Source organism: Citrobacter sp. U14242 (assembly GCF_046555775.1).
Classification (GTDB): Bacteria; Pseudomonadota; Gammaproteobacteria; order Enterobacterales; family Enterobacteriaceae; genus Citrobacter.
The window spans coordinates 34,606-50,040 of record NZ_JBKGLW010000009.1 but is presented as its reverse complement, the minus strand read 5'-3'; the positions used below and the strand labels follow the sequence as shown (position 1 = coordinate 50,040).

Below are 15,435 nucleotides of genomic sequence, written 5' to 3'. Positions count from 1 at the left end.
TCACTGATCAAGCAAATCTCCCCGTGCAGCGCTCAAATACTGGAACATTGACCATAAAGTCAGAATCGCGGCGACAAAGAAAAGTGCAATCCCGGCATACTCTACCCAGATATTTGGACGCCACAGCAGCCATGCCAGTGCTGCCATTTGCGATGTTGTTTTGACTTTACCGATCCAGGACACCGCCACACTGCTACGCTTGCCAAGTTCAGCCATCCATTCACGCAGTGCTGAAATGATAATTTCACGCGCGATCATCGTGGCGGCAGGCAATGTCACCCACCAGCTGTGGTAGTGCTCCGTCACCAGCACCATCGCGATAGCCACCAAAACCTTATCTGCCACCGGATCGAGGAAAGCCCCGAAACGCGTGCTTTGATTCCAGCGGCGTGCCAGAAAACCATCAAACCAGTCTGTAACGGCTGCAATACAGAAAATCAGCGCACAAACGAAGGGAGCCCAGGTGAATGGCAGATAAAACGCCAATACAAAGAATGGGATCAGAATGACGCGAAACAGCGTGAGCAATGTAGGGATATTAAATTGCATATGACGGATAACTATCTGTTGTCAGTGAAATTACCCCTATGTTGCTACAGAGGGCCTAATGTTTCAACGAGTAGAAGATCTTTTCTGCCAGAGCTTGCGAAATACCCGGCACTTTTGCAATTTCTTCGACACTGGCGTTACGAAGCCCTTGCAAACCCCCCATATACTTCAGCAACATTTGCCGGCGCTTAGGTCCAACGCCTTCGATCGTTTCCAGCGTGCTGGTGCTTTTCACCTTCGCCCGTTTTTTACGGTGTCCACTAATAGCGTGATCGTGAGACTCATCGCGGATATGCTGAATAACGTGCAACGCAGGGGAGTCTGGCGGCAGGCTAAAACCCTCACCTTCCGGTTCAAAAAACAGGGTTTCCAGGCCGGCTTTGCGATCTGCCCCTTTTGCCACACCCAGTAACAGAGGGTGCTGTTTATCCCAGGGCACGTCCAGTTCAGCAAAAACCGCTTTCGCCTGCCCTAGCTGGCCTTTACCGCCGTCGATCAAAATAACATCCGGGATCTTACTTTCTTCTATTGCCTTACCGTAACGCCGACGCAGTACCTGGTTCATCGCCGCGTAATCATCACCCGGCGTAATACCCGTAATGTTATAGCGACGATACTCTGCGCGCAGCGGCCCGTTAGCGTCAAAAACCACGCAGGAGGCAACGGTCTGCTCCCCCATCGTGTGGCTAATGTCAAAACACTCCATGCGTTTCACCGCAGGCAGTTTCAGCACGGATGCCAGCGCCGTCAGACGCTGGGTAATCGTGGACTGCTGGGAAAGCCTGGTCGTTAACGCCGTAGCCGCATTGGTACGCGCCAGCTTCAAATATCGGGCGCGATCGCCTCGCGGCTTCGTCTGGACGTTAATCTTCCGCCCGGCCAGCTCAGACAAAGAGTCAGCCAGCAGCGTCTTATCGCTAAGATTGAAATCGAGCAGGATCTCACCAGGCAAAGTACGCACCTGGCTACCCTGCAAATAGAACTGCCCAACGAAGGTTTCAACCACTTCGCCCAGTTCCGTTCCCCCTGGTACTTTAGGAAAATAGCTGCGACTGCCTAACACTTTGCCCTGACGAATGAACAAGACGTGTACGCAGGCCATTCCGGCATCAAATGCCACCCCGATAACATCCAGATCGTCGCCAGTATTGGAGACAAACTGTTTTTCAGTGACACGGCGAACGGCCTGAATTTGGTCGCGGATGCGTGCGGCCTCTTCAAACTCAAGGTTCTGGCTGGCCTTCTCCATCCGGGCGATCAATTGCGTTAATACCTGATCGTCTTTGCCGGATAAAAACAGCCGTACATAGTCAACCTGCTGCGCGTACTCTTCTTCACTCACCAGACCGGCGACACATGGCCCAAGGCATCGGCCAATCTGATATTGCAAGCAGGGGCGTGAACGGTTGCGATAAACGCTATTTTCGCACTGACGTATTGGGAAAATTTTCTGCAATAACGCCAGCGTTTCACGGACGGCATAACCGTTAGGAAAGGGTCCAAAGTATTCACCTTTAGCATGCTTCGCACCGCGATGCGTCGCCAGACGCGGGTGGGTATCACCGCTCAGGAAAATAAAGGGATAGGATTTATCATCGCGCAGTAATACGTTATAGCGCGGTTGATACAACTTGATGTAATTGTGCTCAAGCAATAATGCTTCAGTTTCGGTGTGCGTCACCGTGACATCAATCTGTTGAATTTGTGCCACCAGCGCTTCGGTTTTACGCGACGCGAGGTTGCTGCGGAAATAGCTGGAGAGCCGTTTTTTCAGGTCTTTCGCTTTACCGACATAGATAACCGTCCCGGCGGTATCGTACATACGATAGACACCAGGCTGGCTGGTCACAGTTTTTAGAAACGCTTTAGCATCGAACTGATCGGTCACAGGCTTGTTAATGTCTCCGCATTACACAGGCCATGGCGAATTGCCAGGTGAGTCAGCTCTACATCGCCATGAATGTTTAATTTACTGAACATTCGATAGCGATAGCTGTTCACTGTTTTGGGACTAAGATTCAGCTGCTCTGAGATCTCATTGACCTTCTGGCCTTTGGTGATCATCAGCATAATCTGCAACTCGCGTTCAGACAAACTGGCAAACGGGGTTTCCGTTTTCTCTGGCTCAATCTGGCTAAGCGCCATTTGCTGAGCAATATCGGAAGCAATGTAGCGCTGTCCGGAAAAAACCGAACGAATCGCACTCACGACTTCCTGAGGGGCAGCCCCCTTACTGAGATAGCCCGCGGCTCCCGCCTGCATAACTTTTGCCGGCAACGGGTTTTCGGTATGAACAGTCAACATGATCACTTTAATGTCAGCCGAGGAACGCGCAATTTTGCGGGTTGCCTCCAGACCGCCAATACCGGGCATATTCATGTCCATCAGCACAACATCGACGGCGTTAGCGCGGCACCATTTGACCGCATCTTCGCCGCAGCACGCCTCGCCGACAACTTTAATGCCTTTTATATCTTCCAGAATGCGTCGTATCCCTGCGCGCACCAGTTCGTGGTCATCAACAAGAAAAACGTTGATCAAAGGAATATCTCCAGAATAGGGATAACGCTACCGATAGTTAATCGGTCCTATGTTAACGGGTTTTATCTCAACTTTGAAATCTAAAAAACGCCCGACTTTCGATTTTGCTCTCGTTTTTGGAAATTAGTTTGTACGAACCGTGGAAACTTTCATGGCTGAAGGGCTTTTGCCCGCGGTTATATCTGCATGGCTGTTTCAGAATAGTGACAAAAAATTCATATTCTTACGCTGAATGCTAAATAGGAAGGTAAGCTTGTAACAATAATTAACGAGTAAAATACTCGAAATAAACAAAGAATGGAGAAAATATATGCACTGCAACATCTTGTTTATTTTAATCTCATTGAGTTTTGTTTGCGCAAAAAACAACCTCAGGTATTTTTAGCCGAGCTTATGGTATACTCCGCCGCCTTGACGTTTGCCATCGCACTTTTTCATTGAAACATAACGAGGAAAATAAATGAGTACGCCTGATTTTTCCACTGCTGAGAATAATCAAGAACTGGCTAATGAAGTCACCTGCCTGAAGGCCATGTTAACGCTGATGCTGCAGGCAATGGGACAAGCCGATGCAGGACGCGTGATTCTTAAAATGGAAAAACAGATCGCGCTGATTGAGGACGAAACACAGGCCGCGGTATTTACCAGCACTGTTAAACAAATTAAACAAGCCTATCGTCAGTGATAAGAAACCGGCTGACAGCGATGCTCTCAGCCGGTTTTGCGTCTGACACTCAGAACGACATTTTATTCAGATAAGTCCCGTTGCGGCGGCATAACAGGCAATCTGTGTTTTGTTTGGCGCGTTAAACTTCTTCTGCATATTCTTCTGATGAAAGTTAACGGTATTTTCAGAGATCGACAGAATCATTGCTATCTCGGAAGAGGTTTTCCCCTCAGCGGTCCATTTCAGAATCTCTTTTTCGCGCTTGCTAAAACGCATCTCCGGCGCCATGACCATGTCATCTTCCAGCCGCATAAGTACTGACAGACTTTCTCGTACCAGCAGTTGCATCCTGAGCTCGACTTCATCCTGCGCAAAGCGACTATTACGCAAACTCGCGCGTGACACAGACAAAAAGCCCAGCGCCCGGTTTGGCAACATCAGGCACTGCGTCATCCCCTTGCGCAGACCGTGATTACGTGCGGCATCCCACAGCGGCTGTGCGTCACGGAACAAGGTATCATCCCACGGTAAGTGGCCCTGACTGAAGTTTTCGGGTTTCAGTACCGGATCGATAGCGAAATAATTTTCTGATTGATAATGTGCGACCCATGCTTTGGGATACGTCGTATGAAGTACCGTTTTAGGTCGGGTAAAGGGTACGGGATGACGGACGCAGAGCGCATAAAAGTCGAACTCTAAATGCTGCGTCTGATGTTGTAATTCGTTATAGACATCCTCTGCCGCCGCCATTTCCTGAAAGCGTAACAGCATGCTCCGTCGCCAGGTGAAGAAATCATGATCCTGCATACTAAGTGGTAATGCCCCTGAGATTGATAATCATCCAAATGTATGAAACAAGCTAACACATAAACGTATTTTATATATGCAAATTATCGGACAAATAAGAAATTACTTGAGTGTAACGTAACAGCCCACAATGCTGGCAGGATGAAGCAATAATAATAAATCAGCAATTATAAATAGTTATGCAACAAGCACTCACCAAAAAAAATAATTTCGATGAGTACTCTCTAACCGTTTATTGCATCAGGAACTTTTCAAGAAACTGACGGGTACGTGGTTGCTGTGGATGCGTAAATAAGGATTTTGCGGGCCCCTGCTCCACTATCTTGCCCTGATCCATAAATATCGCCCGGTCAGCAACGTCACGCGCAAAGCTCATTTCATGTGTCACAATGACCATGGTGCGTTTTTCCTGCGCCAGCTGACGAATAGTATTAAGCACTTCGCCAACCAGTTCCGGATCAAGCGCAGAGGTAGGTTCATCAAAAAGAATCACTTCCGGACGCATAGCCAGCGCCCGTGCAATGGCAACGCGCTGCTGCTGACCGCCGGATAACCGGCGAGGATAGCTGCTCTCTTTACCCGCAAGCCCAACCTTTGCCAGAAGTTCACGCGCGCGTGCTGTCGCTTCCGCCTTCGCTTCTCCCTTCACAATTACCGGACCTTCAATAATGTTTTCCAGCACCGTGCGATGTGGAAATAAATTAAAGTTCTGGAACACAAACCCGACATGCTGGCGCAACTGGCGAATCAGTCCTTTCTGCTGGCTTAAGGAACGCGCGGTATCAATAGTGATGTCTCCAACCTTGATGGTGCCCGCCTCTGGCTGTTCCAGCAAATTTATACTGCGCAGCAGCGTGGTTTTGCCTGAACCGCTCGGCCCAATAATCGCCACGACTTCACCAGGCTTAACGTCCAGATCAATGCCGTGCAGTACCGTTTGCCCGTGAAATTTTTTCACCAGGTTTCTGACTTCAATAGCACTCATTTCGGCTCTCTCTCCTGGCGGTTGAGCTGTTCTTCAAAATAGTTCTGCAGCGCAGAAAGCACCGTCGCCATGACCCAGTAAATCAGCGAGGCCGCCAGATACATGGTAAACACCTCCAGCGTGCGTGAAGTAATCAGCTGCGCCTGGCGGAACAGTTCCGGTACCTGGATGGTCGCGGCCAGTGATGTGTCTTTCACCAGACTGATAAAACTGTTGCTCAGCGGCGGCAATGCTACGCGTGCAGCCTGCGGTAGAATCGCTCTGCGCATCGTCTGCCACGGCGTCATACCGATACTCGCCCCGGCTTCCCACTGACCTTTGTCAATGGAGGAGATAGCCGCACGCAGCGTTTCTGCCGCGTAAGCCGCGGTATTCAGCGACAGACCGATCATTGCTGCCGGGATCGGATCCAGCTCAATACCAAACTGTGGCAGACCGTAGTAGATCATAAACAGCTGGGCAATTAACGGTGTACCGCGAAAGATAGAGATATAAAAGCGTGCCAGCCAGCGCACAGGCAACAGTGACGACAAACGCATTAGCGCCAGGATGAACCCCAGCACCAGGCCAAAAAACATCCCGCCGATACTCAGTTGGAGCGTAAATACCGCCCCTTTCAGCAGATACGGCAGCGAATCAATGACCAGTTGGATACTTTCTTGCATGAGTATTTTTCTACCTGGTTGTCATACATGTGGATGGTAGGCAAACAACGCAGGTGCCCCACCGGTATGAATAAAGAGGATTGGCCCTTCATCTTTAAAGCGTTTCTGGCTGATACCGTCAATCAGGCCGGCCATCGCTTTACCCGTATACACCGGATCCAACAAGATGCCTTCCAGACGTGCCAACAGTTTTACTGCCTCCATGCCTTCTTCATTTGGCGTACCGTAACCCGGCGCAAAGTATTCATCCCACAGTAAAATATCTGCCACCGCGGTCAGCTCCAGCTCACTGGCAATTGCCTGCTGAAGCGCAACGACTTTTGGTTTTTGGTCAGCAACGCTGCGTGAAACGGTGACACCGATAAGCTCAACGTTCGGCATCAATTGTTCCAGCCCTACCGCCAACCCGGCGTGCGTTCCTGCACTGCCCGACGCCACCACGACAGATGAAAGTTCTACTGCACCTTCACACTGTTGAGCAATTTCCAGCGCACTTTCGACATAACCCAATGCGCCCAACGCGTTAGAACCGCCAACCGGGATCACATACGGGCGGAACCCCTGCGCTTCAATCCGCGTCGCCAGTTCCTGAAGCTGCGCATTCGGATCGGTCAGCGCATCACACATTTCAATCTGGGTATTGAACAGATCCAGCAGCAGGCGGTTACCGTTGCTGAGATAATTTTCCGCAGTCGTACCTATCGGGTTTTCCAACAGCGCCACACAGTGAAGCCCCAGCTTCGCCGCGACCGCCGCCGTCTGGCGCACGTGGTTCGACTGGATAGCCCCTGCGGTGATCAGTGTGTCTGCGCCTTCACGCAGTGCGTCCGCCGCCAGGAATTCCAGTTTGCGCAGTTTATTGCCGCCCATCGCCATCGGCGTGACGTCATCACGTTTAATAAAAATATCGCGACCGAGATAATCAGAGAAACGCGGGAGATATTCGAGCGGCGTTGGCGCACCAATAAATTCCAGACGGGGAAAGCGCGTTAAGTTATGCAGTGGCATAGAGCCTCCGGTGTTTACTCATCATCTTGTGGGCGGCAAGCAGCCCAAAAGCCTGAGAGTAGAAGTTGTTGTGATGTTCTTTTTATTATGCACGTTCAGGCGCAATGGAATAAAAAAAGGCGCTGTTAAAGGCGCCTTTTTTATCCGGATGATGATTATTTCGTCACATCCGCTCCAAACCATTTTTCGGACAGGGCTTTCAGCGTGCCGTCTTTTTGCATATCGGCAATGGCTGTATCCACGGCTTTCAGCAGATCTTCATTGCCTTTACGCAGCGCCACACCAGATTCCTGGCGGGAGAAAGCTTCACCGGTCACGGCCAGTGTGTCTTTGGTTTTCTTCACCAGATCCAACGCGGCCAGACGGTCAACCAGAATGGCATCAATACGGCCTACGCGCAGATCCTGATATTTGGTCGGGTCATCATCATAGGTACGAATATCTACGCCCTGCACGTTCTGACGCAGCCACTCTTCGTAGTTAGTCCCCAGACCCACACCGACTTTTTTACCTTTCAGGTCCGCAGCGGTCTTAATGACGCCTTCATTACCTTTCTTCACCAGCGCCTGGATACCAGAAACCGTATACGGGGTAGAGAAATCGTATTTTTTCTTACGTTCGTCAGAGATGGTGACCTGGTTTATCACCACATCGATACGTTTGGAATCTAACGACGCCAGCATACCGTCCCATTTGGTCGGCTTGAGCGAAGCTTTCACACCCAGGTGGTTAGCCAGCGCCTCGGCAAACTCTACTTCAAAACCGGTCAATTTGCCGTCGTCACCCTGGAAACTAAAGGGGGGATAAGTCCCCTCCAGCCCCACCAACAGCGTGCCACGCTCTTTCACTTTATTTAGCAGACCTTCGTCCGCAAATGTTTTTGCGCTCATACCCGCGACAAGTGCAACAGCCATTACACCCATCAGCGCCTGACGTCCCAGAAGTGCTAATTTCATAGTTACCCCGAATATTGTCATGAGTGACTGCTATTTATACACAAAATCATTCGAGTTGCATCAAGGCGGCAAGCGAGTGAATCCCCAGGAGCTTACTAAAGTAAGTGACTGGGGTGAGAGAGTGCAGCCAACACAGAGGCAACTTGAAGGATGACGTGTATATGAGCGTAGTGTAGAGCGTTCGCCGTAATTCACAAACACGACTCTGTTACACCTTATTCGTTTTTAATATATATCAGAACTGGCTGTCCAGGCGGATTTCTGCATATGCCCCATATGGGTATGGGCTTTAAACTGCTCATACTTACGTAGCGCAATGCGGTAATTGTTGGTGCTGGTTTCTGGCAACCACGGGGCGAGGTTTTCGTCGAGGAACCCTTCCTGCAGCAGGTCATGAGAAATCTTTTGTTCGGTCAGATGATTGCCGAGACGACGCAGGCGAACAACATATTCGCGCACCGTACCATGGCTCATTTCGGTTTGCTCAAACAAAAATTGTTTAAAGCCGATGATGTCAAAGAAGTCGCTTTGTTCTTTGCAATGCAAATCGCCGCAGAAACGGCATAACGCCACCCACTCTTTTTTCTCCTGCGCCCATTCAGCATCATCAAGCAGCGTGTCCAGGCGGGAGATGGCTATCTTATTCACAATCTGCCCGCGACGAACCAGCGTGATCCTGTCAAGCAACTTAAAGCAATGGGCGCAATGCGTCTGGCTGTGTTTGAAATCTTTAAGGTAGCGGCTTAGTGGCCGTCTTTTTGATTGCTGCACCGTCATGAGAACTCCTGGTAGTCAATACGTTATGCGGCATTGTTCAGGGGCAAAGCTTACCCCTTATAGCTTACCCAGCTTGGTGCGTAGACGTTTGATAGCCTGGCTGTGCAACTGACTGACCCGTGATTCGCCGACTTCCAGAACAGCACCAATCTCTTTCAGATTCAGCTCTTCCTGATAGTACAGCGTCAATACCAACTTCTCGCGCTCCGGCAATGCGTCAATCGCATCCATCACGCGCTGACGGAGGTTCCCCTCAAGAAGCTGTTGTAACGGGTTTTCTTGCTGATGTTCTTCTGTCACCAGCTCAATACTATCGCCATGCTCTTCCCGCCACTCGTCGTATGAGAAGAGTTGGCTGTTATTGGTATCAAGCAACATCTGACGATACTCTTGTACAGGGATCCCCAGACGCTCCGCCACTTCAGTTTCCGTCGCGTTGCGCCCTAATTCCTGCTCCAGTTGCCCCATCGCCTGTGCCACTTCGCGGGCATTGCGCCGAACGCTACGCGGCACCCAGTCCCGGCTGCGTAGTTCATCCAGCATAGCCCCACGAATACGCTGCACTGCGTAAGTGGTAAATGCCGTTCCTTGCAAAGCGTCATATCGGTCAACTGCATTCAATAACCCGATGCCGCCCGCTTGTAGCAGGTCATCCAGTTCCACGCTCGCCGGCAAGCGCACCTGAAGGCGCAATGCTTCGTGACGCACCAACGGTACATAACGCTGCCACAGCGAGTGTTTATCCATTACACCTTCAGCGGTATACAGTGAATTCACGATAAACAGCCCTGCGTTAAATGAGTTATCGGCATGATTATCCGTTTCTGCAGGGGTTTTAATCGGGTGAATAGTGGGTGAAATGGGGGGTTATTTGGGGGTTACGGGTAAAGCGGAATGTAAAAAACCCCGCCGGAGCGGGGTTTGCGCGATAAGTGTAAATTAACGCAGCAGAGACAGGACGTTCTGCGTGGTCTGGTTTGCCTGCGCCAGAACAGAAGTACCCGCCTGCTGCAGAATGTTTGCACGAGACATGTTGGACACTTCGGTCGCGTAGTCAGCATCTTCAATACGGCTACGGGCTTCAGACAGGTTGTTTACGGTGTTACCCAGGTTAGTGATGGTAGAGTTGAAACGGTTCTGTACCGCACCCAGGTCGGAACGCAGGTCAGCGACTTTCGCCAGCGCCGCGTCGATTTTCGCCAGCGGGCTGTCGGTTTTCGCAGTAGCAATTTCGTTCAGCGCTGTACCTGATTTAAAGTTGTGATCTTTTACGCTGGATGCCAGATACTGTTTTCCACCTACGGTGGCAATTTCAGTTTTACCGTTCACGCCACCAAACTGAACAGCAGCTTCTTTGCTAACACCTTTATCGTCAGTGTATGCAACAGTTTTAGCAGTGATTTTGCCATCTTTATAATCAGCAGCATAGTATTTGCCGTTGTTTTCCAAGGCATAGCCACCATCAATCACTTTACCGTTTTTGTCTTCAAAAGACATTTTCACCAAAGTGGTATTGGTATCAGTTGCACCAGTAACACCTGCATCAGCCAGCGCTTTTGCTGCATCTGTTGTATCTGGTTTAGCTGCCGGGGAATCGACCACCTGCTTTTTGGTAACGGTTGTAGTTTCTGCTTTGGTAATGCCTGTTGCATCTTTAGCACCAAAGGTTACTGCACCTGATCCATCGATTACCGCCGCGTACATGCCGTCACCTTTAGTTGGGTCCGTTTCATCCGAACCAGTGACGCTTATATAATGCTGACCATCTTTAAACTCAATTGTCGCCTTACCTTTACCAGCAGTTCCCCCAACTGCAGTATCAATTAACCCTTGGGCAGGTCCAGTAAGAGCGACATCGTCTTTATAGGTCGCTGCACCTACAACTGTAGCGCTAGTCTTATAACCATCCTGCACGCTCAGGCTATCCAGACCCAGAGTTTTGGAGTTGATTTCTTTCAGGTTGATATCGATGGTTTCGCCATCGTTAGCACCGACCTGGATGGTCAGGGTGTTGTCTTTCGCCAGCACTTTCACGCCGTTGAACTGAGTCTGACCGGATACGCGGTCGATTTCGTTCAGACGCTGAGTGATTTCAGCCTGGATGGAGTCGAGGTCAGACTGTGAGTTGGTACCCGTAGAAGACTGAACCGCCAGCTCACGAACACGCTGCAGGTTGTTGTTGATTTCAGACAGAGAACCTTCAGTGGTCTGTGCGATGGAGATACCATCGTTAGCGTTACGGGACGCCTGAGTCAGACCTTTGATGTTAGAGGTGAAGCGGTTAGCAATCGCCTGACCAGCAGCATCGTCTTTCGCGCTGTTGATACGCAGACCGGAAGACAGACGCTCGATAGCGGAGCTCAGAGAAGACTGAGATTTGTTCAGGTTGTTCTGGGTCAACAGCGACAGGCTGTTTGTATTGATGACTTGTGCCATGATCTTTTCCTTATCAATTACAACTTGATGTTATTGGGCTGTTGCCCACGGTTTCTGACCGTAACCCATGTATCGGCACCTTAAATTCGAACTTTAGAAAATTTTTACTTTCCGCCCATTTTTTTCTTAGCCCCGGAAATACCCGCTATATGCACCACTATTCCGCGCATTATTTTTGCAAAACTATTATTAAACTTTGCGCGCAGATTGCCGATAAAGCGGTTAACTACTGTTTGCAATCACAAGGAATTAGGCATGCCTTCATTTACATCACTGGGCGTTGGTTCGAACTTACCGCTGGATACATTGCTGACAAACTTAACCACGGCTGAGAAAAAGCGTTTAACGCCGATTACCCAGCAGCAGAGCGCTAACACCTCGCGTCTGACCGCGTACGGTACGCTGAAAAGTGCATTAGAAAAATTTCAAACGGCGAATACCGCACTGAACAATGCCGACCTGTTTAAAAGCACCACGGCCACCAGCAGCACAGAAGATTTAAAAGTCAGCACCACCGCAGGCGCTGCGCCCGGTAAATATACCGTCAGCGTGACCCAACTGGCACAAGCACAGTCATTATCGACTACGGCGAAAATTACCTCGACCAAAGAGCAGTTGGGCGATACCAGTGTTGATGAACGCACCATAACGATTTCACAACCGGGCCGTAAAGAACCTCTGGAAATCAAGTTAGGCAAAGGCGAAACCTCTCTGGAGGATATTCGTGATGCCATTAACGATGCGGACAGCGGTATTTCGGCCAGCCTGGTGAAGGTTAAGGAAGACGATTACCAGCTAGTGTTAACCGCGGAAAGCGGCACTGAAAGCGAAATGACCATCTCAGTATCGAATGATTCTAAACTGAGTGATTTACTGTCCTATGACAGCAAAGCGGGCAGCGGGAAAATGAAGCAACTGGTCGGTGCGCAAAATGCGCAACTGACCGTCAATGGCATTGATATTGAACGTCAAAGCAATACCGTAACCGACGCACCGCAGGGCATCACGCTCCAGCTGACCAAAGAAGTAAAAGATGCCTCTATCACGGTAACAAAAAGTGATGAAAAGGCCACAACGGCAATCAAAGCCTGGGTGGAAGCCTATAACTCACTGGTCGATACCTTTGGTACGCTGACTAAATATAAAGAAGTTGAACCGGGTGAAGCGGCCAGTGCAGATAACGGCGCGTTACTGGGCGACAGCGTTCTGCGTACCATTCAAAACGGTATTCGTGCGCCATTTGCTAACAGCGGCAGCGAGTCTCCGTTTAAAACCATGTCTGAGATTGGCATTACTCAGGATGGCGGCACTGGCAAGTTAAAAATTGATGAAGAAAAACTGGCTAAGGCACTGAAAGATAACACAGCAGCTACCCGTGAACTGCTGGTTGGAGACGGCAAAGAAACCGGTATTACCACTAAGATTGCCACCGAAGTAAAAAGCTATCTGGCCGATGACGGTATTATCGACAATGCGCAAGACAATATTAACGCCAATCTGAAACTGCTGACTAAGCAGTATCTGACCGTGAGTAATAGCATTGATGAAGTCGTGGCTCGCTATAAAGCACAGTTTACCCAACTCGATTCCATGATGAGTAAGCTGAACAGCACCAGTACCTATCTGGGCCAACAATTTTCAGCGATGAATAATTCCTGATAACACGAGGTAAGCATGTATACCGCGAGCGGTACCAAAGCCTATGCACAGGTCAGCGTGGAAAGCGCCGTGATGAGCGCCAACCCGCATCAGTTGATCGAAATGTTGTTTGATGGCGCCCATAGCGCCCTGGTGCGCGCTCGTCTGTTTATGCAGCAAGGCGATATCGTTGCCAAAGGTGAAGCATTAAGCAAGGCAATCAATATCATCGATAATGGTCTGAAGGCGGGCCTGGACCACGAAAAAGGAGGAGAGATCGCCACCCATCTTTCTTCGCTGTACGACTATATGGTTCGCCGTTTATTGCACGCAAATTTGAATAATGATTGTCAGGCGATTGAAGAAGTCGAAGGGTTACTCGGAAACATCGCGGATGCCTGGAAACAGATTTCACCAAACGCGTCGTCCCAGGAGTCCCGTTAATGACCTCAGCCGTGGAGTTTATCAACCGTTGGCAGCGCATTGCGCTGCTCAGTCACTCGCTGCTGGAACTGGCACAGCGAGGTGAATGGGACCTTTTACTGGAACAGGAAGTTACCTATCTGCAAAGTATTGAAGTGGTCATGGAAGAACAAACTCCATCAGGCATTACGCGAAGCGTTCAGGATTTGATTGCCGGGTATATTAAACAGACGCTGGATAACGAACAGTTGCTCAAAGCATTACTGCAGCAGCGTCTGGATGAACTCAGCACGCTGATCGGTCAGTCAACCCGCCAGAAGACGCTAAATAACGCCTACGGCCGGCTTTCCGGTATGTTGCTGGTTCCGGATGCCCCGACTGCCCCACAATAATTTCCCGTTACGTCTGAATAATCTTCCATACTCCAGAGGTCGGCCAAACGACTTCTGGAGCACGGAAGATGAAAAATCCCACCTTATTGCAGTACTTCCACTGGTATTACCCTGATGGCGGCCAGCTCTGGTCGGAACTCGCCGCGCGCGCGGACGGACTTAACGATATCGGCATCAATATGGTATGGCTACCTCCCGCTTATAAAGGTGCGTCCGGCGGATACTCCGTTGGCTATGACACCTACGATCTGTTTGATTTAGGCGAATTCGACCAGAAAGGCACTCTTGCCACCAAATACGGCGATAAAAATCAGTTACTGGCGGCAATCGACGCGTTAAAGCACAACGATATCGCGGTACTGCTGGATGTGGTGGTCAACCATAAAATGGGCGCGGATGAGAAAGAGCACATTCAGGTTCAGCGCGTAAACGCCGATGACCGCACGCAGATTGACGATCAGATCGTCGAATGCGAGGCCTGGACCCGCTACACCTTCCCTGCCCGTGCGGGTCAGTACTCTCAATTCATTTGGGACTACAAATGCTTCAGCGGCATCGATCATATTGAAAATCCCACCGAGGACGGTATTTTTAAAATCGTTAATGATTATACCGGCGAAGGCTGGAACGATCAGGTCGATGACGAACTGGGCAACTTTGACTACCTGATGGGCGAAAATATCGATTTTCGCAATCATGCCGTGACCGAAGAGCTCAAATACTGGGCGCGCTGGGTGATGGACCAAACCCATTGCGATGGTTTTCGCCTGGATGCCGTCAAACACATCCCGGCGTGGTTCTATAAAGAGTGGATCGAGCACGTCCAGGAAGTTGCGCCCAGGCCGCTGTTTATCGTGGCGGAATACTGGTCCCATGAGGTCGATAAACTGCAAACCTATATTAACCAGGTCGAGGGGAAAACCATGCTGTTTGATGCCCCTTTGCAAATGAAGTTTCACGAAGCGTCCCGCCAGGGACGTGATTACGACATGAGCCAGATTTTCACCGATACGCTGGTGGAGGCCGATCCCTTTCATGCGGTGACGCTGGTTGCGAACCATGACACCCAGCCGTTACAGGCGCTGGAAGCCCCGGTCGAGGCGTGGTTTAAACCGCTGGCCTACGCGCTGATCCTGCTGCGCGAAAACGGCGTGCCGTCGGTGTTCTACCCCGATCTCTACGGTGCACACTATGAAGATACTGGCGGTGATGGCGAAACCTACACCATCGACATGCCGATTATCGAACAACTTGATGAATTGATCCTGGCCCGCCAACGCTTCGCCCACGGCGTACAGACACTCTATTTTGATCATCCAAACTGTATCGCCTTTAGTCGCAGTGGTACGGATGATGACCCCGGGTGCGTCGTCGTGCTGTCCAATGGTGATGACGGTGAAAAGAGCATCGCGCTTGGCGCAAATTACGGCAATAAAACCTGGCGTGATTATCTGGGGAATCGCGAAGAAAGTGTAGTGACCGATGAAAACGGCGTGGCGACGTTTTTTTGCGATGGCGGCAGCGTCAGTGTGTGGGTGATTGAAGACGTGTTGTAGCACTTAACCCCGGTGGCGACAGGCTACCGGGGCGC

Annotated in this window: 17 protein-coding genes; 6 read left to right on the top strand and 11 right to left on the bottom strand. The window is 50.3% G+C overall.

Annotation, left to right across the window (positions count from 1 at the left end):
* From pgsA to uvrY, 3 genes are read right to left on the bottom strand one after another with little or no spacing between them, the layout of a single operon-like run.
* A complete protein-coding gene (gene pgsA / locus ACLJXE_RS15945; RefSeq protein ID WP_003030490.1) occupies positions 1 to 549 on the bottom strand; it encodes a CDP-diacylglycerol--glycerol-3-phosphate 3-phosphatidyltransferase in 549 nt (182 codons plus the stop codon).
* A 55-nt stretch (positions 550 to 604) separates the two neighbouring features.
* Positions 605 to 2,437, bottom strand: a complete 1,833-nt coding sequence (uvrC, locus tag ACLJXE_RS15940; RefSeq protein ID WP_286629253.1) for an excinuclease ABC subunit UvrC — start codon at positions 2,435 to 2,437, stop codon at positions 605 to 607.
* Entirely contained in the window at positions 2,434 to 3,090 is a 657-nt protein-coding gene (uvrY, locus tag ACLJXE_RS15935; RefSeq protein WP_137381533.1) for a UvrY/SirA/GacA family response regulator transcription factor, read from the bottom strand. The genes uvrC and uvrY overlap by 4 nt, the downstream gene beginning before the upstream one ends.
* A 350-nt stretch (positions 3,091 to 3,440) precedes the next feature.
* On the opposite strand from uvrY, the gene ACLJXE_RS15930 reads away from it, so the two are divergent.
* Positions 3,441 to 3,554 carry a hypothetical protein gene (locus ACLJXE_RS15930; RefSeq protein ID WP_410751365.1) on the top strand — a complete coding sequence of 38 codons (114 nt, stop codon included), beginning with the start codon at positions 3,441 to 3,443 and terminating at the stop codon, positions 3,552 to 3,554.
* Entirely contained in the window at positions 3,551 to 3,775 is a 225-nt protein-coding gene (locus tag ACLJXE_RS15925; protein WP_005127733.1) for a DUF2594 family protein, read from the top strand. The genes ACLJXE_RS15930 and ACLJXE_RS15925 overlap by 4 nt, the downstream gene beginning before the upstream one ends.
* Positions 3,776 to 3,841: 66 nt before the next feature.
* Here ACLJXE_RS15925 and sdiA read toward each other — a convergent pair whose 3' ends face one another.
* From sdiA to ACLJXE_RS15885, 8 genes are all read right to left on the bottom strand, one after another.
* The gene (gene sdiA, locus ACLJXE_RS15920) at positions 3,842 to 4,564 is read right to left on the bottom strand and encodes a transcriptional regulator SdiA (protein WP_286629252.1); all 723 of its coding nucleotides are present in this window, start codon (positions 4,562 to 4,564) and stop codon (positions 3,842 to 3,844) included.
* A gap of 232 nt (positions 4,565 to 4,796) precedes the next feature.
* Positions 4,797 to 5,549 (bottom strand): L-cystine ABC transporter ATP-binding protein TcyN, encoded by a 753-nt coding sequence (tcyN, locus tag ACLJXE_RS15915; RefSeq protein WP_137381531.1) that lies wholly within the window; start codon positions 5,547 to 5,549, stop codon positions 4,797 to 4,799.
* Positions 5,546 to 6,214: a cystine ABC transporter permease gene (gene tcyL, locus ACLJXE_RS15910; RefSeq protein ID WP_115601818.1), complete on the bottom strand. Its 669-nt coding sequence runs from the start codon at positions 6,212 to 6,214 to the stop codon at positions 5,546 to 5,548. Before tcyL ends, tcyN begins: the two co-directional genes overlap by 4 nt.
* 21 nt (positions 6,215 to 6,235) lie before the next feature.
* Positions 6,236 to 7,222: a D-cysteine desulfhydrase gene (gene dcyD / locus ACLJXE_RS15905; RefSeq protein WP_410751364.1), complete on the bottom strand. Its 987-nt coding sequence runs from the start codon at positions 7,220 to 7,222 to the stop codon at positions 6,236 to 6,238.
* A 155-nt stretch (positions 7,223 to 7,377) separates the two neighbouring features.
* Positions 7,378 to 8,178 (bottom strand): cystine ABC transporter substrate-binding protein, encoded by an 801-nt coding sequence (tcyJ, locus tag ACLJXE_RS15900; protein WP_410751363.1) that lies wholly within the window; start codon positions 8,176 to 8,178, stop codon positions 7,378 to 7,380.
* Between the two features lie 225 nt (positions 8,179 to 8,403).
* Positions 8,404 to 8,955 (bottom strand): flagella biosynthesis regulatory protein FliZ, encoded by a 552-nt coding sequence (fliZ, locus tag ACLJXE_RS15895; RefSeq protein WP_040232441.1) that lies wholly within the window; start codon positions 8,953 to 8,955, stop codon positions 8,404 to 8,406.
* A gap of 57 nt (positions 8,956 to 9,012) precedes the next feature.
* Positions 9,013 to 9,732 (bottom strand): RNA polymerase sigma factor FliA, encoded by a 720-nt coding sequence (gene fliA / locus ACLJXE_RS15890; protein WP_005127740.1) that lies wholly within the window; start codon positions 9,730 to 9,732, stop codon positions 9,013 to 9,015.
* A gap of 162 nt (positions 9,733 to 9,894) precedes the next feature.
* The gene (locus ACLJXE_RS15885; RefSeq protein ID WP_286629248.1) at positions 9,895 to 11,391 is read right to left on the bottom strand and encodes a FliC/FljB family flagellin; all 1,497 of its coding nucleotides are present in this window, start codon (positions 11,389 to 11,391) and stop codon (positions 9,895 to 9,897) included.
* Between the two features lie 255 nt (positions 11,392 to 11,646).
* Between ACLJXE_RS15885 and fliD the strand changes: the two genes are divergently transcribed.
* From fliD to amyA, 4 genes are all read left to right on the top strand, one after another.
* Positions 11,647 to 13,050 carry a flagellar filament capping protein FliD gene (fliD, locus tag ACLJXE_RS15880; protein ID WP_286629247.1) on the top strand — a complete coding sequence of 468 codons (1,404 nt, stop codon included), beginning with the start codon at positions 11,647 to 11,649 and terminating at the stop codon, positions 13,048 to 13,050.
* Between the two features lie 15 nt (positions 13,051 to 13,065).
* A complete protein-coding gene (gene fliS, locus ACLJXE_RS15875) occupies positions 13,066 to 13,473 on the top strand; it encodes a flagellar export chaperone FliS (protein ID WP_005127744.1) in 408 nt (135 codons plus the stop codon).
* Positions 13,473 to 13,844 carry a flagella biosynthesis regulatory protein FliT gene (fliT, locus tag ACLJXE_RS15870; RefSeq protein ID WP_005127745.1) on the top strand — a complete coding sequence of 124 codons (372 nt, stop codon included), beginning with the start codon at positions 13,473 to 13,475 and terminating at the stop codon, positions 13,842 to 13,844. The genes fliS and fliT overlap by 1 nt, the downstream gene beginning before the upstream one ends.
* Before the next feature lie 68 nt (positions 13,845 to 13,912).
* A complete protein-coding gene (gene amyA, locus ACLJXE_RS15865; RefSeq protein ID WP_286629246.1) occupies positions 13,913 to 15,400 on the top strand; it encodes an alpha-amylase in 1,488 nt (495 codons plus the stop codon).
* The last annotated feature ends 35 nt before the right edge of the window (positions 15,401 to 15,435 follow it).